This is a genomic window from Bacillus cereus group sp. BfR-BA-01360 (genome assembly GCF_022663595.1).
In the GTDB taxonomy this organism is placed as follows: Bacteria; Bacillota; Bacilli; order Bacillales; family Bacillaceae_G; genus Bacillus_A; species Bacillus_A cytotoxicus.
Map to the genome: position 1 here is coordinate 23,647 of NZ_JAKUFV010000008.1, position 19,417 is coordinate 43,063.

The following is a 19,417-nucleotide window of genomic DNA, read 5'->3' on the forward strand; positions in this document are numbered from 1 at the left end:
CTCCCCCTTTTCATCCATATTACGGAAATTACAACATAATCATCTAAAGTATACTTATTATGACAAATGTTAAGAAAACTCTTTCTTTATGAAATCGAGTTCATACGCATTGCTTTTCTTCTTATAATATGGCTAAATAAGTACTATATTATTTGAAGGGAGAGAACGCAATGGAACAACATTCTTCAGTCCTATCACTCATGATTGTCGTCGCAATCGCGTTTTTCATTCCCCTTTTGCTGCAACGCTTTAAATTAAAAGCAATTCCTGTTGTCGTTGCAGAAATTATTGCAGGGATTTTTGTAGGAAAAAGTGGATTTAACGTTATCGAGCCAGATATGTGGCTAGAGGTCTTATCAACACTAGGATTTATTTTCTTAATGTTTTTAAGCGGTTTAGAAATTGACTTTTCAATTTTTAAACAAAAAGAAAAAAAGAATAAAACAAACGAACCAAATACGTTCCAAGTAGCAAGTACTATCTTCTTGTTCATCTTCATTTTGTCCTATGGCTTATCGCTCATGTTCGTATGGCTTGGATTTGTAGATAGCGCACTCTTTATGACGTTAATTATTTCAACGATTTCCTTAGGTGTCGTTGTGCCAACTTTAAAAGAAAACAATTTAGGTAAAACAGCAATTGGCCAAATTATTTTATTAGTCGCTGTTATCGCTGACTTAGTCACAATGATTTTGCTTGCTGTATTCGTTGGATTAAACTCTGAAAGCGGCCAAAGTATGTGGCTCCTTCTCGTTTTATTTGGAGCGGGCATTGTCATTTATTTCGTTGCAATACGCTTTAAAAATATTCCATACTTAGAAAGCTTAAAGGCGGGTAGTGTACAAATTGACACACGTGCTGTTTTTGCACTCATCTTAATATTAGTTGGATTATCTGAATCTGTCGGTGCAGAAAATATTTTAGGAGCGTTTTTAGCTGGGGTTCTCGTATCCTTACTATCGCCAAATGAAGAAATGGTCGAAAAACTGGATTCTATCGGATATGGATTCTTCATCCCTATTTTCTTCGTTATGGTTGGTGTTAATCTAGAAGTATGGTCTATTTTTAAAGAACCTTCTAGTATGTTAATGATTCCAATTTTAATTATCGGTCTCCTTATTTCAAAACTGCTACCATCGCTTATCTTGCGAAAATGGTATCCACGCAACATTGTATTAGGAAGTGCGATTTTATTAACATCTACGCTGTCATTAGTTATCGCAGCAGCGCAAATTGGTGAAAAATTGAAGATTATTAGTCCAAGCCTGTCTGCTGCGCTTATTTTAAGTGCAGTCATTACATGTATTTTTGCACCTGTATTATTTAAAAAGATGTTCCCAAAAGTGGAAACGCCAAAACCTAAAGTTTCTATTATTGGTGCAAGTCGAATTACATTGCCACTATCGCTTGATTTGAAGCGTGAAGGCTATGATGTAACCCTTTATATGATGCGTCAAAATAAACTAAACACAGAGGAATCTCAGTCACATGACTTCCCAATTGTAAAGTTAGATACAATCTCTATAGAATCATTAGAAGAAAAGAAAGCATTTGATGCTGATCGCGTTGTTGTTGCAACAAGTGATGACGAACAAAACTTATTGCTGGCAGAACATGCAAAAGAATTAGGCGTTGAACATGTCATTGCAAGTGTAGAAGACCCGCTCCTCCAAGAAAAAGCGACACAAGAACATATTGCCGTATTCTCAACGATTAACTCGACACGAATTTTACTACGAGCACTTATTGATAAACCAAGTCTCGTTCATTTAATTACAACATCAAATGAAACAGTTCGTGAAGTTGAATTACGCAGTAATAAATATAACGGTTTACCACTTCGTCGTTTACCATTCTTAGGAGATGTGCTGATTATTCAAATTTATCGTGGAAAGAAAGCATTAATACCACATGGTGATACGAAACTACAGCATGGTGATACACTACTTGTTACTGGTTCTAAAGAGCATATTGATACACTAAAAAGTATACTCGAATAGGCAAAAGTCCCCTTCTCTCTTTTAAGGGGACTTTTTTATTCCAAGTTCTTTTTACTCTTCTTACACAATTTTTATTTTTTCTTACAGTTCTTATTTTTTAATGGTAAAATATTACTACCAACAATAATACGGAGATGAATTACACGATGTCTATTTCAACTTTAGCTCTTTTATTATTAGCAGAAGTACTTGTTGCCATTATTCTCATTGGCATTAGTATTGAGATTTGTAGTTACGGATGGAAAAAATCAACTGGAATAAAATATACTTGTCTCACATGTTCACTTCTTCTTGGTGCAAGCAGTATAATAGGGCTTTGTATTGCCCCAGCCTATTTCTTTTTACAACTTATTGAAAAAGGACTATAAGAAAGGAGAATCCTATGATAATTGTGAAACATATTGATGCATCCGAGACTTATGAATTACGGCAAAAAATTTTACGTCCAAAGCAAACGATAGAAGATTGTAAATATCCTTCTGATTACGAATCATCCTCCTTTCATCTAGGCGCATTTCTACACGATAAATTGATTAGCATTGCCTCTTTTTCTAAAGAATCCTCTCCCTATCTATCTGGAAGACTTCATTATCGTTTAAGAGGCATGGCTACACTCACCAACTTCCGAAAGCAACATGCTGGTAGCTCATTAATCCAACAAGCCAAAGTGATCTTACAAGAGCGCCAAGCACATATGCTTTGGTGTAATGCACGAATCACAGTTACAAATTACTATAAACATTTAGGATTCTATGAATATGGTGAAATCTTTCATATCCATCCGATTGGCCCTCATATACTTATGTATACAATTTTATAAGCTGAAACTTGAATCAGTATCATCGACTACTGATTTAAAGCTCTATTCCTCTCCTTTCTATAAACAGCGAAATACATGGACGTATAAGTTGCTTTCTTATGATGTCTATTGATGACAACCATTCACCACCGTAACTTACATGTTAGAGAATAAATCAATATATAGTACAGATATAATTAACCATTCTTGTAGCACAACAGAATAAAATGTTTTATAATTTAAAATAGTCAAACATATAAAATGTATTTTTCATCCTACAAGGAGGCTTCTTATGCAACACTCAAACAAATCGAGTCATTTAAATCGCGGTTTAAAACAGCGGCACATTACTTTAATGTCACTCGGATCTGCGATTGGAGTTGGATTATTTTTAGGATCGGCTTCTGCTATTAAACTAGCTGGCCCTTCTATTTTACTAGCCTATATGATTGCTGGGCTCGTAATCTTTTTCATTATGCGTGCCCTTGGAGAAATGGCAATTGAACAACCTGTCGCTGGTTCTTTTAGTAAATATGCATATGATTATTTAGGACCACTTGCTGGCTATATAACGGGTTGGAATTACTGGTTTTTATGGGTCGTTACATGTATGGCCGAAATTACAGCAGCCGGAATATATATGCAGTATTGGTTCCCAGATATCCCGCGCTGGATTTGGGCGCTACTTGCTCTCTTATTAATGAGCGCTTTCAACTTTCTATCTGTAAAAGTATTTGGAGAACTTGAATTTTGGTTTGCTTTAATCAAAATTGTCACAATAATCTGTATGATTGTTGTCGGGGTTGGTATTATTCTATTTGGCTTTGGAAATGATGGGATTGCTACTGGTATTTCAAATCTTTGGTCACATGGCGGATGGTTTCCAAATGGTTTCTCTGGCTTACTCCTTTCCTTACAAATGGTTTTATTCGCTTATTTAGGGGTAGAACTAATTGGTGTTACAGCAGGTGAAGCACAGAATCCGAAGAAAACACTTGCTAAAGCAATTGATAATGTATTTTGGCGGATATTGCTCTTTTACGTCGGTGCTTTGTTTGTTATGATGGCAATTTATCCATGGAATGAATTAGGAGACAAAGGAAGTCCATTTGTATTAACATTCCAACAAATTGGAATAGCAAAAGCAGCTGGGATTATTAATTTTGTTGTTTTAACAGCTGCACTTTCTTCTTGTAATGGCGGATTATTTAGTACAGGCCGTATGTTATTTACGTTAGCAGAGCAGAAAAAAGCTCCGAAAAGATTTGGACACCTAAATAAAAATGGGATTCCAAGGAACGGTATTTTAGCAACTGCTTTCGTTCTTCTCGTTGGTGTTATTTTAAATTACCTTGTTCCTGCTAAAGTATTTACATGGCTTACAAGTATCTCAACATTTGGAGCAATTTGGACATGGGGGATTATACTTATTGCACAAATTCGTTTCCGTAAAGGATTAACCGTGCAAACAAAACAAAAATTAACATACAAAATGCCTTTATATCCACTCAGTTCTTATTTTTCACTCGCTTTTCTTATCCTTGTATTAGGCATCATGGCATATTCAGAAGATACAAGGGTCGCATTAATTGTTGGTCCCATTTGGTTAATTGCACTCGCAATTGTGTATTATATAAAAGGATTCCATAAAATAGACGATGTACCAAGCTCAAAAATTAGTTAAGTATTGATCCCCTCTTCATTAGAGGGGATATTTTTATCCCGCTATTTTAGGGTAGTAAGACTCCCACCTCAAGACTCAGAGAGAAGCAAGGAAGATAGGTGGGAGTAGGGCTGCCCGTAACAGCCCGATTGGTGAGGGCTCATAATCAGTAGGGGATGAAGAAAACCCCCGCTGATTAAAGTTTCACGTTATACTTTTTCAACAAAATTTGTGCTATTTTTACGTCTTTTTCATATATTTTTTATTTTTCATCTTTCTTTTTGCAAAAAAATCTATTACATTATTAAAGCAATTTATTTTTTTATTAGGGGGATTCTTCTATGAAGAACAAAAAACGGCTTATATTATCACTAGCAGCAACGATTACACTCACTACTGGAAGCGCTTATCTTCCATCTGCTTTTGCTGAAAGCTCCACAGATCCTGCACCTGAAATTACAGCAAAGGTTATCAATCAAAATAACGGAAAAAAAGTATTATTTGATAACACTCACGGTCAAACGGCCGGAACAGCTGATTGGGTTATCGATGGTGGTTTTTCTGATTTTGGAAATGGTATTGCTAATAATGGATATTTTGTAAAAGAACTTCGCCAATCGAACCCGATTACATATGAAACTCTAAAAGATTACAATGTATTTATCGTTCCTGAAGCAAATATTCCTTACAAAAAGTCAGAGCAAGACGCTATGCTACAATATGTTAAAAATGGTGGAAGTATTTTCTTTATAGCGGATCATTATAATGCAGACCGCAATAAAAATCGTTGGGATTCTTCGGAAGTTTTTAATGGGTATAGACGAGGTGCATGGGAAAATGCTGCAAAAGGAATGTCCACTGAAGAAGAAACTTCCTTAGCAATGCAAGGAGTAGAAAGTTCTGATTGGTTATCACAAAACTTTGGTATTCGCTTTCGCTACAATGCATTAGGAGATATTACTGCTACAAATATCGTATCCCCTAATCAATCATTTGGTATTACAGCAGGTGTTTCATCTGTAGCTATGCATGCGGGCTCTACACTTGCTATTACAAATCCTAAATTAGCAAAAGGAATTGTATATCTTCCAGAGAATCCACCAAAATGGAATCATGCAGTGGATAGTGGTGTTTATAATGGCGGTGGTATTGCGGAAGGTCCATATGTTGCAATCGCTAAAGTAGGGCTCGGGAAAGCAGCCTTTATCGGTGACTCATCCCCAGTCGAAGATGCAACGCCAAAATATGTTCGTGAAGATACGGGACAACCGAAGAAAACGTATGATGGCTATAAAGAACAAAACGATGCAATTTTGTTAGAAAATATCGTAAATTGGTTATCCCATCAAGAGACATACACAAGCTTAGACCAAATAAGTGGATTACAATTAGATGAACCAACATCTTTACAAACATTCGAGCAACCAAGCTTATCAACTGAACCACAACCAGAACCTTGGAGCGCTCCAACTCAAGGTTATCAATGGTTCAATACGGATACTTTTAAACCTGGTTCATACGGATATAAAGGTTCAATAGCGACACCCGTTCATAATTATGTAGTTACTCATCCTAGCGTTCTACCAAATAATGAAGTGTTTCAAATAAAAATTCAAGTCAATAATTTATTACCTAACACAACGTACAACAATTATTCGCTAGGAATTTTCATAGCTGACGGTACACAAGTTGCAAAAGTACAAAACTCAAACGGAACATGGCCATCTACTTATGGATATAGTAATGCCTTTTCCTTCACGACAAATAGCCAAGGTTCAGCTGAGAAAGTAGTAAATGTACAAATTTCACCGAATACAATTGGTCAAGCAACATTGCGCCTACGTCAAAATTCTATAGCTAAATATAGCGAGCCTGTTACAATTCATGCAAACTAAATAAAAAGGTGTTTTCCGTTATGGAAAGCACCTTTTTAATCCTTTTTGTTAACTAAAACACTTATAACAATTCCAAGACACGCACTTACAGTAGCCGGAACTAGCCAACCGACTCCTTCTGTATAAAAAGGAATATGTTTAAGTAGCGGTGTCCATCTATCCATGAATACATTTCGATTTACAATATCTATTGCGCTAAATAGCGCTACGCTCCCGATTGTTATAGGATATATATATGCATATCGGCTAATCTTTTTATGAAACAGTCCTAATATGATTAGCATTAAAGCAACTGGATATATGAATCCAAGGATTGGAACCGATACCTTTAAAATCTCTGTCAATCCCAAATTAGCCAGAAACATGCTTATAAAGCTTAGTATAAATCCCCAAACTTTATAAGGTATTTTTGGGAATACACTTGTAAAAAATTGACTACACGATGTCACAAGACCTACGGAAACACAGAGGCATGCAATCGTAAAGATAATTCCTAGCAGAACAACACCACTTTGTCCAAATAACAGAGTCATCACTCCTGCTAGTACTTTCGCACCATTATCAAACTGTCCTAATGAACCACTAATTGAACCGACATATCCAAGGATGATATAAATAATAGACAATAAAAGCCCGGCACCAACGCCCGCTATACTCATATATTTCGCTAAGCTTTTATCGGATTTTATCCCCTTTTCCTGTACAGCATTCGCAACTACAATACCAAAGATTAAGGCAGCCAATGCATCCATTGTTAAATAGCCATCTAAAAATCCTTGAAACATAGGTGCTTGTCCATAATTTCCAAGCGGCGCTTCCAAAGCTCCTACAGGCGTAATCATGCTTTTTATAAAAATAAGAGCAATCATACATAATAATAAAGGCGTCAACACTTTCCCAAATAGGTCCATTAGTCTTGATGGCGATAAGCTAAGCCAATACACAATACTAAAGAAAACGACCGTGTAAACTAACAAGACTAATTTTCCAGGCTCCGGAAAGAATGATCCGAATCCCATTTCAAACGCTAAACTCCCTGCTCGTGGTATTCCAAGTCCTGGACCGATAAATACATACACTAAACAAGGAAAAACAATAGCAAATGAACGATGCACCCGTTCTCCTAATGCTTGAAAACTTCCTGCCTTCGCAACTGCCACAACACCTAATATCGGAAGTCCTGTCGCTGATATGATAAAACCTATCAATGAAATCCACACATACTCTCCTGCCTCATATCCTAAAAAGGGAGGGAATATAAGATTTCCAGCACCAAAGAACATGGAGAATAGCATTAAGCTAATAAGTAAAATCTCTTTTTTCTGTAACACTCTCATTTTCTCCTTCTAAATTCCATATAAAGCAAACATAGTCCATAGTCTATCACAAAAGAATTTCTCATTCTACACTTGTTATGTTTTCCGATTTCTTCAAAAAAATCAAACTTTATCGACTTTTAATACTTAATAAAGAAAAATATTTAATTTTGGTTTGTTTCAGAGGAACCTTATATGGAATCAGCGATACAACTTGAGAAAAAACAACATATAGCGGTAATCATTATTTTAACTTGCTTCGTTGTCTTGTTCTGGGCAGGATTTGAACAAGCAGGAAGCTCCTTGACACTATATACAAATAAAATGGAACTTTAATCAGTGGGGGTTTTCTTCATCCCCCACTGATTATGAGCCCTCACCAACCGGGCTGTTACGGGCAGCCCTCCTCCCACCTATCTTCCTTGCTTCTTTCTGAATCTTGAGGTGGGAGTCTTACTGCCCTAAAATAGCGGGATAAATTTATTGATTGCTCCGTATTTGGATGGGAAATTCCAACATCTTGGTTTCAATCGGTCAATCCTTTATTTATTATTTTACTTGCTCCAGCTATTTCCGCACTATGGGCAAAGGTTGCAACTACAAAACACGGTGATTTAAAAATCTCAACAAAAATGGGTGTTAGTATGATTTTGCTTGGAATCGGTTATATGGTTCTTGTAATCTTGACATTAAAAACAAGTAGCGATGAATCTAATGTGGCGGAAAAAGCACACTTACTCTTTATTGTTTTTACGTATCTTTTCCATACATTAGGTGAACTATTCTTATCACCTGTTGGATTATCAATGGTAAGCACCTTAGCTCCAATCAAACTTGCTTCTTTACTGATAGGTGTGTTGGCTTGCCAGTTCAGGGATTGCTAATATTGTAAGTGGACAGCTTGCAAGCTTCACAACTTCTAGTATTTATCATGATAGGAGCTGTCGCAATTGTGCTAGGTTGTGTTTTATGGTTACTATCTAAAAAATTAGTAAAATGGATGGAATAAAAAAGATGAGGGACTTTCCCTCACCTTTTTATGCACTCTCACCTTTTTCAATTGCTTGCTTATATAACTCTTTATGCTCTTTGTATTCACTTGGAACAAATCTTTTATAGAAAAATGAAAGCCAGCTATCTCCTTTTTTATATCCTTCTTCACGAATTTTTTTGGCTTTTTTATTCGAATGGAATCCTTCTGTAAACCATTTCTTCTGCAAATCATTTTGTTTATACTTCGAAGGGACTTTTAAATCATAGTTTTCAAATGCATATGTATATCCCTCTTTCTCTATTCGTTTTTTCGTATTTTTATATGATTTTTCATAAGCTGCTTCATATGCTTTTACATACTCTTCTTTTTCATTATTTCTAGGATTCTTTTCAGCTAATGTTTCCCCATCTTTTTTACCTATCTCTTCCTGTTCCTTTTTAATCTTTTCTGTTCGCTCTTTATTTCCTATTTGAAATCCTTCTGCAAAGTTTGCTTTAAATTCTGGAGCTACTTGGCTATTATCCATTGTCTCTTGCGCTAATCCTTGTTCTTTTCCTTTTTCAAAATACCCTTTTCTCTGCTCTGCTAATAACCACGCTGAAGAATACGCATGTGTAAAAGCTTGCTTATAAGCTTCTGATTTTCCAGCTATATGTACTTCTACATTGTTCTTTCCTGCTTGAAAATCTGTTTCTCCATTCTTCTGACCATCTGCTTGACCCTTTTCTATCTCGGCTTGTCGTTGTGCTTCCTCTTTACGTTGTCTCTCTTCCTCCGCTTGTCGTTGCGCTTCCTCTTTACGCTGTCTCTCTTCCTCCGCTTTTCTTTGTTCCTCAGCTTTTTGTTGTGCTTTAGCTTCTGCTGCACCATTATTTTGACTAGATGTCGTAGAATTTGTAGTATTATTCGAAGCCGGTTTGTTATGATAATGATATTCTCCGTATTGCAATCCCCATTTCTCACAATTTGTCCGGCACGTATGTCCACCGTTAGCATCCGTTCTTCCTGGATGTGCATAAACAGATGCGGGTGCTACTAATAATGCTACACTCGCTGTTAAAAATAATTTTCGCACTTGTTTCTTCATTCTTGTTCCTCCAAAACTCAAAATACACCTTTATTATACAAAAATACTAATATATTGTAATCATAATATGTTTATTCTATTATTTTCTAATATTGGCAAAAATAAAGAAGGTTCACTCTCAAGCGAGTAAACCTTCTTTATTTCTTTTGCTTCATTTGCACAAAATCACCTGAAACAACATAACGTTTCGAATTATCTGCAATAGATACACAAGTAATAAGTGTTATTTCTTCTTTCCCATGATCCTCCACAACTTCCCACTTATCAGGAGTTACTTCTGATACACCTGTTACAGCATACTCATACTCATTATCATTATCATATAAATAAATTTTATCGCCTTTTTTCAAAGTTGCTACATCGCTAAACAAAACACCCTTTTTAGACATATTATGCCCAGCTAATGCATAATTTCCTTTTCCCATTTCTTGCTTATCCTTCACGGTTGTTGCACCTGATAACAAATTTTTCTCAGTTGAACTATTTAAGACGGGAAGTTCCAATGAAATACTCGGAATCTTAATTCGCCCAATTACTTGTTTTTTATCTAACGACGCATTCGCTACCTCTGCTAAATCGGGCTGCTTAATTTGAGAAGCATCTACAAATTTTGTTTCTTGTTTTTGATATTCCATTTTCTGAACAACTTGAGCATTCGTTTCTTGTTTTTTCCCTGCCATATATTCATCATAAAATGGCTTACCTATTAATACTCCACCTACAACAAACAACAGAATTGCTAATATACTATATACTTTCCCCTTATTCATATATAATTCCTTTCCACTACAAAGTCTTACTTCTATATAAGATGATAAGATAAGATGACTATATGTACAAGTATGAGGTGAAAAGGAATAAGAATTTATTTATGAATATGATAAAGTGAAACTTTAATCAGTGGGAGTTTCCTCATCCCCCACTGATTATGAGCCCTCACCATCTGTTCCACTTTCCCGCGATATGCCGGGTTTGATATACTTCCTTTCGGCAACTCCTCTATTTCATTTACAAATATTTCCTTTTCTACCGACTCTGCATTCACATAATTCCCTGCACATAATACACTTGCAATGCCAATGATTCCGCTATACAACAATGCTTTTTTCATTTTCTCACTTCCCCATGTTCAATCTAATTTCTATCATAAGAAACATTTGTAAACCCTTACCTCTTTATAAATTAATTTTTTGTAAAAAATAAAAGACGTGCTATACACACGCCTTTAAGCAAAATTATTTCGATAAAGTGAAATGTGAAACACTGTCATTTGAATGAAATAGATAAAATACACAATATACAATGGATATGCAGGAACATATAGGCTCACTAAAGGAGTGAATACTAGTAATGCAAGTGCAAAAGGTAATACACACCATAAAGAAAGAAATGTAGTACGGCATGCTTTCGCTGTCATTCCCTCTTCCCGTTCATCTTCCTGTGGAAATAATAACGGATACACCCAGACGGAAAGAGACTTCACTTTTTTCTTTTTCCTCTTATAGAAAACAAACGCTATAAGAGCTCCAGTTAATAATAGTACAAATGGCATGACGTTCATTGATATTTCAAATGAAAATTTGTCATATTTTATAATATTCGAAAACTCTGCAAAAAAATAATAAAACTCAACCAACGCCCAACACGATACTATGCTATACAATAGATTCACAATATACGAAACAGCGATTTTATTCATCTACTTCTCCCTCCTTATTTAAAACAAAAACATCCTCCATCTTTAGATGAAACACATCACAAATCATTAACGCTAATAATAATGAAGGAACATAATCTCCTTTTTCAATTGCTGCAATTGTTTGTCTTGTCACACCGACTTTTTCAGCCAATGTACTTTGTGTAAAGTTAAAACGAGCTCTTAGCTCCTTTACTCTATTATAAATGGTCAACTTTACCACCCCTTACCATTATTGTATGCTATACTTTACAAAATGTAAACTCAACTTAACATTTATTTACAAAAAAATCCAACTTCACATAATGTAAAGTTGGATTTGATTTTAATTTAAAATTGTAACTTTAACAGTTCTTCTGCCCCAAGCACTAGATGCTGCTTTATTTGGCATTAGTACATCAATTCGATGTCCTTTAATAGCTCCACCAGTATCTCCAGCAATTGCAATTCCATACCCCTCAACCTTCACAGTAGATCCTAATGGAATGACTCTTGGGTCTACTGCAATTAGTTTTAAGTTTGGATTTCCAGTTAAATCATGTCCCATTGCTGACTTAACATGCTCTCCTGCCTTATAACCATTTTCTAAAGGATCTGCTGTATAAGCTGTAGCTTCTACATAAATCTCTCTCCCATTTGAAGCAGGTTTTGGAGTTGGTTTCAGTTCTGGTTTTGAAGTATTGTTGTTTACTACAGGTGCAACTTGTTCCTGTTTTTGTTTAGCAGCTATTTCTGCTTTCGCCTTCTCTAAAGCTTCTCGTTCAGCCTTGGCAGCTTCCTCTGCTTTCGCTCGCTCTTCTGCTGCTAATCGAGCTGCTTCTTGTTCACGAGCAATCGTTTCTTGCACAGTTTTCATATTTGCTTCAATTTTCGCTTTTTCTTGTTCAGCTAAATTGATTTGATTTGCGATTTGATTATATTTTTCTTGTACACTTTGTAAATTTTCTTGACGCTTTTTCAAGTTTTCTTGTAGTTCGGCTTGCGCTTGCGCTAGCTTTTGTTTATCTACAGTTAAAGACGCTTCTTTTTCATCAATTGTCTTTTTATCTTCTTCAATTTGACGAAGATCTTGTTCTTGTAATCGTAAAATTTCTTTATCTGCATCTAAAATTGTAGACACAGCAGTCATACGTTGTAAGAAATCAGCAAAGTTTTTTGATTCTACAACAACTTCCACTACTAAACTTGTATTAGAACTGTTTTGTACAGAAATCATACGCTTTTTCATAATATCTTTGCGAGCAAGCACCTTATCTTCTAAAACGATAATTTCTTTCTTTTTTTGTTCAATCTGCTTATGCGTTTCATCAATTTTACGCTGAATAGCAGCTTGATCCTCTTTGTTTTTTGTAATTGTATTATTTAAAGTATGTAGTTCATTCTCAATGCTTTGAATTTCTTTCGTAACAGCTTGCTTCTCTTGTTCTTTTTTCTGAATATCATCATTATTCTGCTGCAATTGCTGTTGCATGTTGTTTAATTTCTCGTCGTTTGACTCAGCTTTTACAGCGACTGTACTAGAAAGGCCAATAATTCCTGCTAATACAAGGCTACTGATTCGCTTAAAATAGTTCATAATCCGACTCCCTTCTCATACAGTTATACATGATTTATTTTACAGTTTGTTTACAAACTCATTAAATGCATTTTATTTTTCATGACAAAAGAGCGCGGATTACAAAATAATGTAATACATTCTTAAATTTTTAACAATTAACTATACTTATAACGCGTTAAAAATGCTAAAATCCAAATATAGAGAAAATAAAAATCAAAGGCGGTTGGAGCGAATACTATGTTTACTCAAACAAAATCATTGCAAACGAAAATTAGCCAATTAGAGAATCGCATACATGAATTAGAAACTCAATTACAACAAAAGGAAATCGAACAACAAGAAATCATTTCTTCTATTCATAAGCGTTTACAAAATGTTGTTAAAGAACATGAGCATGTGAATAGCCAACATCATACACTCCAAGGCTTAATTCAACAATTAAATGCAAGTTTCAAGAACGTTTCTACAAGTACAACAAATTCAAATGAATTAAACAGTGAAATGTTACAAAAAGAACAAGACCTCATTCAATCTATTGAAAAGATTGTCGTATGTTCTAACGAAGGAAAAGAATCTGTTCATCGTTTGTTAATTGTAATTAACAAATTAGGTGAACAATCGCAACGAACTTCTGATAGTATGAATCATTTAAGTGAGCGCTCTAAAGAAATTGAACAAATTGTTGAAGTGATTCAAAATATCGCTGCTCAAACAAATTTATTAGCATTAAACGCAAGCATTGAAGCTGCTCGTGCTGGTGAACATGGAAAAGGGTTTGCAGTCGTTGCAAATGAAGTACGTAAATTAGCGGAAAGTACAGCTGAAAGCACAAAAAACATAGGGAACTTAACGAAAAAAATTCAAGAAGAAATTGAGAAAGCATATGAAAATACGAAAGATAATCTTCATTTAGTCGATGAAGGCGTCGAAATGAGCGCAGATACAAACGCTAGAATTGAAACTATTTTAACAATGATCCAAACATTGCAAACAGGTGCTACAAATGTTATTCAAGCTATTGAAAATCAAAAGCTTTGCAATGACGAGGTTTTACATGAATTCGCTACTACAAAACAAATGTTTGAAAAATTAAATACGACGATTATGAAGCATATCGATGATGCCCAAAAAGTTGATACACAATTATCAAAAAGCATACAAGAAATTGCAACAACAAAATAATAATACAAAGCTCCTACCAAAAGGTAGGAGCTTTGTATTATTATTCAAGAATGAATTTTATTTTTCTTTCAATCTACTGGCACTATTTTGCTATAATAAGAAAAGCTGTCTATATCAACTATTCGTTATAAGGAGGATGTTATGGAACAATTGTATTATATTTTAAAGTATTTATTCCTTGGTTTATTTCAAGGGTTAACGGAACCGATCCCAATCTCTTCAAGTGGGCATCTTGTACTAGCCCAGCACTTATTGGGTTTAAAAATAGAAGGGTTTAGTTTTGAGCTGCTTGTTAATGCTGCTTCATTATTAGCAGTATTACTCATTTATAGAAATGATCTAATCAGACTAACGAAAAATGGTTTCTCTTATTTATTCACAAAACAAGCAGAGGCAAAATCAGATTTTTTCTTTATTATTTACCTCATCATTGCCACAATTCCTGCAGGCGTAATTGGTGTGTTATTTAAAGATCATATTGAATATTACCTAAAAGGGGTCAAAATGGTTGGAATTTCACTCATTATTACAGCCATTGGTCTTTGGATTATTCGCAATTTACGTGGACGTAAAAATGATGGAGACCTTGCAATGAAAGATGCGATTATTGTTGGGCTGGCTCAAGCTTGTGCGTTAGTTCCTGGTATTAGCCGCTCGGGTGCTACAATTGTTGCAGCAATGTTACTTGGCATGAAACAAGAAACAGCTTTACGTTTTTCATTCTTACTATATATTCCGGTTAGTTTAGGCGGATTATTACTAAGTATTACAGATATTGCAAAAGATCCTAATTTAAATACATTATTTATTCCTTATCTTGTAGCATTCATTGCAACATTTATCATGACATATATTTCTTTAAAATGGTTTATGAACATTATGGCTAAAGGAAACTTAAAATATTTCTCATTTTACTGTGTAATCGTCGGTGTCCTTACTATTCTCTTTTTATAGATAGAAGAATTTTTTCACCATGATTATCCCTTATTTAAAAGGCTGTTCTATTTAATAGAATAGCCTTGTTCTATTCTAAATTAAATCCCTTCTATCCCCTTATATGCTTTTTCCTTTTGTTTACTTTTAATTTTCAGAATAGTATAATATTTATATCGTTATTCATTTATATAATTTTTTATCATGTATATAAAGAGGTGTGCCTATGTTTATTATTACGAAACTGATTCATATTAAATTTGGCTATGAAACCGAAGTGATTCAATCACTTCAAAACTATTATCCACTCTCTAGTACTCATGGATTTATTAACATCGAGTTCAATCATATACAACGTACAGATTATGGAAATGAGTATATGATTCGTATATTGTGGAAAACACAAGAAGATTATCACGAATGGATTTCTCATAAAAAGAAAACAGGCTTAGCAACATGGAAACAACAGTTTCAACACTGTATTCTTTCTTCAAAGTCTAATGTTATACACATGAAGTAAACTCCCCCACCTACAGCTCGCTTAGAAGTGGGGGGCTTCTATTTGCTTATCACCTGAAATTGATAGGAGTGTTCTAACTTCCTCATATTCACAGTAAGAGCGAGTGATGATTCCTAATAGGATTAAGCCTGAAATGATAAAAACATGTATCACCTTGTTTTCTTAATAGAGAATATTTTTTCTATATATGGATTTAAAAAAAGCCCTGTTTCATCTAATAACTGTCTCACCTGTAAAAATGAATGCAGCTTCGGATACATAGCTCGTAATTGTTCATATGTCATTGTATGCATTTTCCCCCAATGTGGACGCCCTTCATACTTTTGAAAGATTTGTTCTACTGCACCAAAGTAATCTGCATATTTCATACCTTTATACATATGAACAGCAATATAAGCTGAGTCCCTCTCATAAGCTGGACTTAACCATATATCATCTCCTTTTACATAGCGACATTCGATAGGAAAATGTACTTGATACTCTTTTTCTTGAATAAGCTCATAAATCTCCTTTACTACATTTCGCATATATTGAGCAGGAATACTATACTCCATTTCATAAAAAGGGACATTTCGAGATGTTGCAAAAACTCGGAAACTCTGTCCAATTATTTTCATGTTTGGTACTGCTTTTGCTGACAGTTGACTTACTCTTTTACTTATAGAAGGAAATCGTCTGCATCCATTAGATAATAACGAAAACACTTTATTCTCTAGCAATTCAATTTTTAACTTATGCCATTTTAAATCTCCTGCTTCTCTTTCTGTTTCATTCGCAAACTTTACTTGAACATGATTGGAATACGGAAAAACAAAAAATTCAAAATGACGATTTTGTTTATATTCTTCTAACTTTTCCATAACGAGAGAAAAAGGCTCTTTTCTACTTTCATAGACGAGTGAATATGCAGGAATAACTTTCAATTTTATTTTCACAATAATACCGAGCAATCCAAGTGATAGTTGAAAGGCTTTCCAATAATCAGAATTCTCCTTTTCAGAACAAACAATAATCTCTCCCGAATGAAGAACAGCTGTAATTTCGAGCACCTGGGTTGATAGACTCCCAAATGTAATACCCGTTCCATGTGTTCCCGTACTAATAGCCCCAGCAATAGATTGCGAATCTATATCCCCTAAATTCTCTTGTGCATAACCTGTCTGTTGAAGTAACTGTCCTAAATCATATAGTTTTGTTCCTGCCCAGACTTCTACCGCCATCGCTTGCGTGTCTACGTCTACAATTCCTTTTAGTTCATCTAAAGAAACTAAAATGTCTTCTGTTTGTACAAGAGGTGTAAATGAGTGACCAGAGCCAACGATACGAATCTTTTTCTCTTTCTTTTTGGCAATATGAATTACTTCAACAACATCTTGGACACTCTTTGGATACATCGTATATTGTGGAATTCCTTCCACATTACCAGTCCAATTTCTCCATTTCTGCTCTTTTATAGAAAGCATTGGCTATCCCCCCGATATGTTGTATATTCCCCTATAATCTCTCCTTCTTTAATCCGATACAAGGAACGAAAACGCTCACATAATTCTCCTGCTTTACTATGTCGAAACAATATAACATCCCCAACCTCTATTTGCTCATTTCCTTTATAGAAAACAGGCGTTTGCACCTCACCTGCTCCTTCTAGGGACAGTAGTTTAGCTCCTTTCGGCCTCCAAACTTCTGGCTGTTTATCTCTTCCCATCGATCCTGAAGCAATGTATCCTCCTCCTAAGCAAGTATAAATATGAGGAAGTGCTTTCCTAACAATAGGTAACGCAAAACCAACAGCTGGTTCAAAACTTATCTCCTTATAATAGTCAAACAGCTTTGGAGCATAAAATGCCGAACCTACTGTAATTTCCGTAACAGATCGATCTTGTCTCGTTGTTTTTATACTTCCTGTACCTCCACCATTTACAAACCGCAATTGAATTCCTTGTGCTTGTATCCCGTTTATAATACTTTGTCTTCTTTTTGTTACCTCTACTGCCGACTTTCTTTTTAAATAAGAAATCACTTTATTCTTAAACCACTGCTTTGGTACACGATCTCCAACACCAGCAATCTGTGCCTCATATCCCATTACTCCATCCATTTGTAAATAAGGAGATTGCATAACTTGCTTCACAATTCGTAACGCTTCTGATACACTTCTCACCGGAGACCTTCTTACTCCAAAATGAAACTGATAAAAATGACTACTCATATCAATATCAATACAAACTCGAAAACAACCACCTGATTTTTCCGCGATTTTCTCTAAATAAACAACATGTTCCTTGCAATCTACCATACATGTAATGACCAATCCTTGTTTTGTTATTACACTAATCTCCGTTAAAGAAGGCTCATCATACACCGGGTATCCTAACAATAAATCATCGAATCCTTGCTGAACTAAGTACAATACTTCCCTAGGTGAAAAACACATAATCCCTTGAAAACAATGATCTGAAGCTAATATTCGTTTCATGACAGAAACAGAACGTAATGATTTACTTGCAATACGAATCTTCTTTCCACCACTCAATTGAATAACTGATTCAATATTTCTCTCTAACGCACTTTCATCAAGAAACGCACATGGTAAGGCAACCTTCTGGAATATCTCTCTTTCCACATCGTTCGCTCCCCTTCTCTATTTGTCTTATACATATTGGAGAGAAACTTCTATTTTCCTGTCACCAAACCAAATAAAAAAGTTTCTTCCACAAAGAAGAAACTTTTTTCACTTATTTCATAATGATTGTTGCCTCTACTGGATAATGATCTGAATAATCATTATATGTATATGTTTTAAACCATGAAGTGACAGACCATTCAGGAGATTTTGGCTGTAATACTTTATTCTCTAAATATGTTGGAGTCGCATGATCTTTACTTGTAACGATGTAGTCTAAATATTCCGCTGGTGCCTCTGGGAAGTTGTATTTTGCAATACTATTTGTTGTTGCATCCCAAGTTGCAGTATGTCCTGTATACGATGGTACACTTGCATGTAATGTTTTAAACATAGATTCATATTCTGACGTATGATTACTGTTTATTTTATTTACATTCATATCTCCACCAATGACTACATACTCGTCACTTGGAATATTTTTCTTTTGAATAAACTCTTGAATTTCTTTTAATTGGTTTGTGCGCACCGATGATGGTGAAATGTTTCCACACTGATTATCCTCTGCTTGTAGGTGCGTTCCAATTACGTGAATAAAACGATCATCTTTCTTAATTTTTGTGTAGACAAATCCTTTATTAGATAGATTGTCTGGCCCGCATCCTTTCTGAAATACATATTGTACCTTTTCCACAATTGGCCACTTACTTACGATTGCAACTCCTCCATCTTCAGGGGCTACAGAAGAATAATTACCTAACGTTTGATCCCACATATCTCCATTAACGCGACCTAATACCGCTGTTTGGTTTGGATACTCTTTCTTTAGATTTTGCAATAGACTGTCTGAAGCTTTATTATCAAATACTTCATTTAATATAACAACATCTTGATTTTTTATATAATTCGCTTCTCCAATTAAGTCTGCTCGCTCCTTTTGTCCCCAATTTGGATACAAATTTGTTGATAGCATATATACATTATGTGTCATTATTTTGAATGTATCGCTATCACTAGATGTTTCAGCCTGTGCAGAAGAACTATATAAGGCTGTCAAACCAATTCCAAAGCTAAGAATACCTTTTAACAACTTACTTTTCATCATTCACTACCTCCATTTATTATATTCGAAAAGACCAAATACAACATAT

The 19,417-nt window shown here is 35.0% G+C and carries 18 protein-coding genes and 2 pseudogenes; 10 read left to right on the forward strand and 10 right to left on the reverse strand.

Annotation, left to right across the window (positions count from 1 at the left end):
• The first annotated feature begins 170 nt into the window (after window positions 1-170).
• The 5 genes from MR056_RS09635 (at window position 171) to MR056_RS09655 (ending at window position 6,357) form a co-directional block, all read left to right on the forward strand.
• Window positions 171-2,000 (forward strand): monovalent cation:proton antiporter family protein, encoded by a 1,830-nt coding sequence (locus MR056_RS09635; RefSeq protein ID WP_011983691.1) that lies wholly within the window; start codon window positions 171-173, stop codon window positions 1,998-2,000.
• A 146-nt stretch (window positions 2,001-2,146) separates the two neighbouring features.
• Window positions 2,147-2,368, forward strand: a complete 222-nt coding sequence (locus MR056_RS09640; protein WP_011983690.1) for a DUF4022 family protein — start codon at window positions 2,147-2,149, stop codon at window positions 2,366-2,368.
• 14 nt (window positions 2,369-2,382) lie between these two features.
• Window positions 2,383-2,820 carry a GNAT family N-acetyltransferase gene (locus MR056_RS09645; protein WP_011983689.1) on the forward strand — a complete coding sequence of 146 codons (438 nt, stop codon included), beginning with the start codon at window positions 2,383-2,385 and terminating at the stop codon, window positions 2,818-2,820.
• A gap of 271 nt (window positions 2,821-3,091) precedes the next feature.
• On the forward strand, window positions 3,092-4,483 hold the full coding sequence (locus tag MR056_RS09650; protein WP_011983688.1) for an amino acid permease: 1,392 nt from the start codon (window positions 3,092-3,094) through the stop codon (window positions 4,481-4,483).
• 320 nt (window positions 4,484-4,803) lie between these two features.
• Entirely contained in the window at window positions 4,804-6,357 is a 1,554-nt protein-coding gene (locus MR056_RS09655) for a DNA-binding protein (protein ID WP_048723222.1), read from the forward strand.
• A 35-nt stretch (window positions 6,358-6,392) separates the two neighbouring features.
• On the opposite strand, the gene brnQ1 is transcribed toward MR056_RS09655, so the two are convergent.
• Window positions 6,393-7,694 (reverse strand): branched-chain amino acid transport system II carrier protein BrnQ1, encoded by a 1,302-nt coding sequence (brnQ1, locus tag MR056_RS09660; protein WP_048723223.1) that lies wholly within the window; start codon window positions 7,692-7,694, stop codon window positions 6,393-6,395.
• A 174-nt stretch (window positions 7,695-7,868) separates the two neighbouring features.
• Between brnQ1 and MR056_RS09665 the strand changes: the two genes are divergently transcribed.
• Together MR056_RS09665 and MR056_RS09670 are read left to right on the forward strand one after the other, a co-directional pair.
• A complete protein-coding gene (locus tag MR056_RS09665; protein WP_011983685.1) occupies window positions 7,869-8,009 on the forward strand; it encodes a peptide symporter family protein in 141 nt (46 codons plus the stop codon).
• A 140-nt stretch (window positions 8,010-8,149) separates the two neighbouring features.
• A pseudogene (locus MR056_RS09670) lies at window positions 8,150-8,682 on the forward strand (POT-type proton-dependent oligopeptide transporter); the annotation flags it as partial.
• Window positions 8,683-8,710: 28 nt separating this feature from the next.
• Here the strand turns inward: MR056_RS09670 and MR056_RS09675 are convergent.
• From MR056_RS09675 to MR056_RS09700, 6 genes are all read right to left on the reverse strand, one after another.
• Window positions 8,711-9,754, reverse strand: coding sequence for a YHYH domain-containing protein (locus MR056_RS09675; protein WP_048723225.1), 1,044 nt, complete (start codon window positions 9,752-9,754; stop codon window positions 8,711-8,713).
• Window positions 9,755-9,891: 137 nt separating this feature from the next.
• The gene (locus tag MR056_RS09680; RefSeq protein ID WP_011983683.1) at window positions 9,892-10,524 is read right to left on the reverse strand and encodes a class A sortase; all 633 of its coding nucleotides are present in this window, start codon (window positions 10,522-10,524) and stop codon (window positions 9,892-9,894) included.
• Between the two features lie 95 nt (window positions 10,525-10,619).
• A complete protein-coding gene (locus MR056_RS09685; protein WP_048723227.1) occupies window positions 10,620-10,865 on the reverse strand; it encodes a hypothetical protein in 246 nt (81 codons plus the stop codon).
• Window positions 10,866-10,979: 114 nt separating this feature from the next.
• Complete coding sequence (locus MR056_RS09690; RefSeq protein WP_048723229.1) at window positions 10,980-11,453, reverse strand: hypothetical protein; 474 nt, start codon at window positions 11,451-11,453, stop codon at window positions 10,980-10,982.
• The gene (locus MR056_RS09695; protein WP_011983680.1) at window positions 11,446-11,664 is read right to left on the reverse strand and encodes a helix-turn-helix transcriptional regulator; all 219 of its coding nucleotides are present in this window, start codon (window positions 11,662-11,664) and stop codon (window positions 11,446-11,448) included. Before MR056_RS09695 ends, MR056_RS09690 begins: the two co-directional genes overlap by 8 nt.
• 111 nt (window positions 11,665-11,775) lie before the next feature.
• Window positions 11,776-13,026 carry a 3D domain-containing protein gene (locus MR056_RS09700; protein WP_048723231.1) on the reverse strand — a complete coding sequence of 417 codons (1,251 nt, stop codon included), beginning with the start codon at window positions 13,024-13,026 and terminating at the stop codon, window positions 11,776-11,778.
• A 660-nt stretch (window positions 13,027-13,686) separates the two neighbouring features.
• On the opposite strand from MR056_RS09700, the pseudogene MR056_RS22640 reads away from it, so the two are divergent.
• The 3 genes and pseudogenes from MR056_RS22640 to MR056_RS09715 all read left to right on the forward strand — a co-directional run.
• Window positions 13,687-14,190, forward strand: a pseudogene (locus MR056_RS22640) (methyl-accepting chemotaxis protein); the annotation flags it as partial.
• Between the two features lie 141 nt (window positions 14,191-14,331).
• Complete coding sequence (locus MR056_RS09710) at window positions 14,332-15,144, forward strand: undecaprenyl-diphosphate phosphatase (protein ID WP_011983677.1); 813 nt, start codon at window positions 14,332-14,334, stop codon at window positions 15,142-15,144.
• Between the two features lie 205 nt (window positions 15,145-15,349).
• Window positions 15,350-15,643, forward strand: coding sequence for an antibiotic biosynthesis monooxygenase family protein (locus tag MR056_RS09715; protein WP_011983676.1), 294 nt, complete (start codon window positions 15,350-15,352; stop codon window positions 15,641-15,643).
• 149 nt (window positions 15,644-15,792) lie between these two features.
• On the opposite strand, the gene MR056_RS09720 is transcribed toward MR056_RS09715, so the two are convergent.
• The 3 genes from MR056_RS09720 to sph form a co-directional block, all read right to left on the reverse strand.
• Entirely contained in the window at window positions 15,793-17,106 is a 1,314-nt protein-coding gene (locus tag MR056_RS09720; RefSeq protein WP_011983675.1) for a D-arabinono-1,4-lactone oxidase, read from the reverse strand.
• Window positions 17,094-18,266 (reverse strand): amino acid deaminase/aldolase, encoded by a 1,173-nt coding sequence (locus MR056_RS09725; RefSeq protein ID WP_048723234.1) that lies wholly within the window; start codon window positions 18,264-18,266, stop codon window positions 17,094-17,096. Before MR056_RS09725 ends, MR056_RS09720 begins: the two co-directional genes overlap by 13 nt.
• A gap of 112 nt (window positions 18,267-18,378) precedes the next feature.
• A complete protein-coding gene (sph, locus tag MR056_RS09730) occupies window positions 18,379-19,368 on the reverse strand; it encodes a sphingomyelin phosphodiesterase (RefSeq protein WP_041810223.1) in 990 nt (329 codons plus the stop codon).
• Window positions 19,369-19,417: the final 49 nt, after the last annotated feature.

Excerpts from the sequence above, each read along its gene's own strand:
- MR056_RS09685 (WP_048723227.1), bottom strand. The coding sequence starts at position 10,865 with ATGAAAAAAGCATTGTTGTATAGCGGAATCATTGGCATTGCAAGTGTA.
- brnQ1 (WP_048723223.1), bottom strand. The coding sequence starts at position 7,694 with ATGAGAGTGTTACAGAAAAAAGAGATTTTACTTATTAGCTTAATGCTA.
- MR056_RS09655 (WP_048723222.1), top strand. The coding sequence starts at position 4,804 with ATGAAGAACAAAAAACGGCTTATATTATCACTAGCAGCAACGATTACA.
- MR056_RS09700 (WP_048723231.1), bottom strand. The coding sequence starts at position 13,026 with ATGAACTATTTTAAGCGAATCAGTAGCCTTGTATTAGCAGGAATTATT.
- MR056_RS09635 (WP_011983691.1), top strand. The coding sequence starts at position 171 with ATGGAACAACATTCTTCAGTCCTATCACTCATGATTGTCGTCGCAATC.
- MR056_RS09645 (WP_011983689.1), top strand. The coding sequence starts at position 2,383 with ATGATAATTGTGAAACATATTGATGCATCCGAGACTTATGAATTACGG.
- MR056_RS09640 (WP_011983690.1), top strand. The coding sequence starts at position 2,147 with ATGTCTATTTCAACTTTAGCTCTTTTATTATTAGCAGAAGTACTTGTT.
- MR056_RS09720 (WP_011983675.1), bottom strand. The coding sequence starts at position 17,106 with ATGCTTTCTATAAAAGAGCAGAAATGGAGAAATTGGACTGGTAATGTG.
- MR056_RS09710 (WP_011983677.1), top strand. The coding sequence starts at position 14,332 with ATGGAACAATTGTATTATATTTTAAAGTATTTATTCCTTGGTTTATTT.
- MR056_RS09680 (WP_011983683.1), bottom strand. The coding sequence starts at position 10,524 with ATGAATAAGGGGAAAGTATATAGTATATTAGCAATTCTGTTGTTTGTT.
- sph (WP_041810223.1), bottom strand. The coding sequence starts at position 19,368 with ATGAAAAGTAAGTTGTTAAAAGGTATTCTTAGCTTTGGAATTGGTTTG.
- MR056_RS09675 (WP_048723225.1), bottom strand. The coding sequence starts at position 9,754 with ATGAAGAAACAAGTGCGAAAATTATTTTTAACAGCGAGTGTAGCATTA.
- MR056_RS09715 (WP_011983676.1), top strand. The coding sequence starts at position 15,350 with ATGTTTATTATTACGAAACTGATTCATATTAAATTTGGCTATGAAACC.
- MR056_RS09690 (WP_048723229.1), bottom strand. The coding sequence starts at position 11,453 with ATGAATAAAATCGCTGTTTCGTATATTGTGAATCTATTGTATAGCATA.
- MR056_RS09665 (WP_011983685.1), top strand. The coding sequence starts at position 7,869 with ATGGAATCAGCGATACAACTTGAGAAAAAACAACATATAGCGGTAATC.
- MR056_RS09650 (WP_011983688.1), top strand. The coding sequence starts at position 3,092 with ATGCAACACTCAAACAAATCGAGTCATTTAAATCGCGGTTTAAAACAG.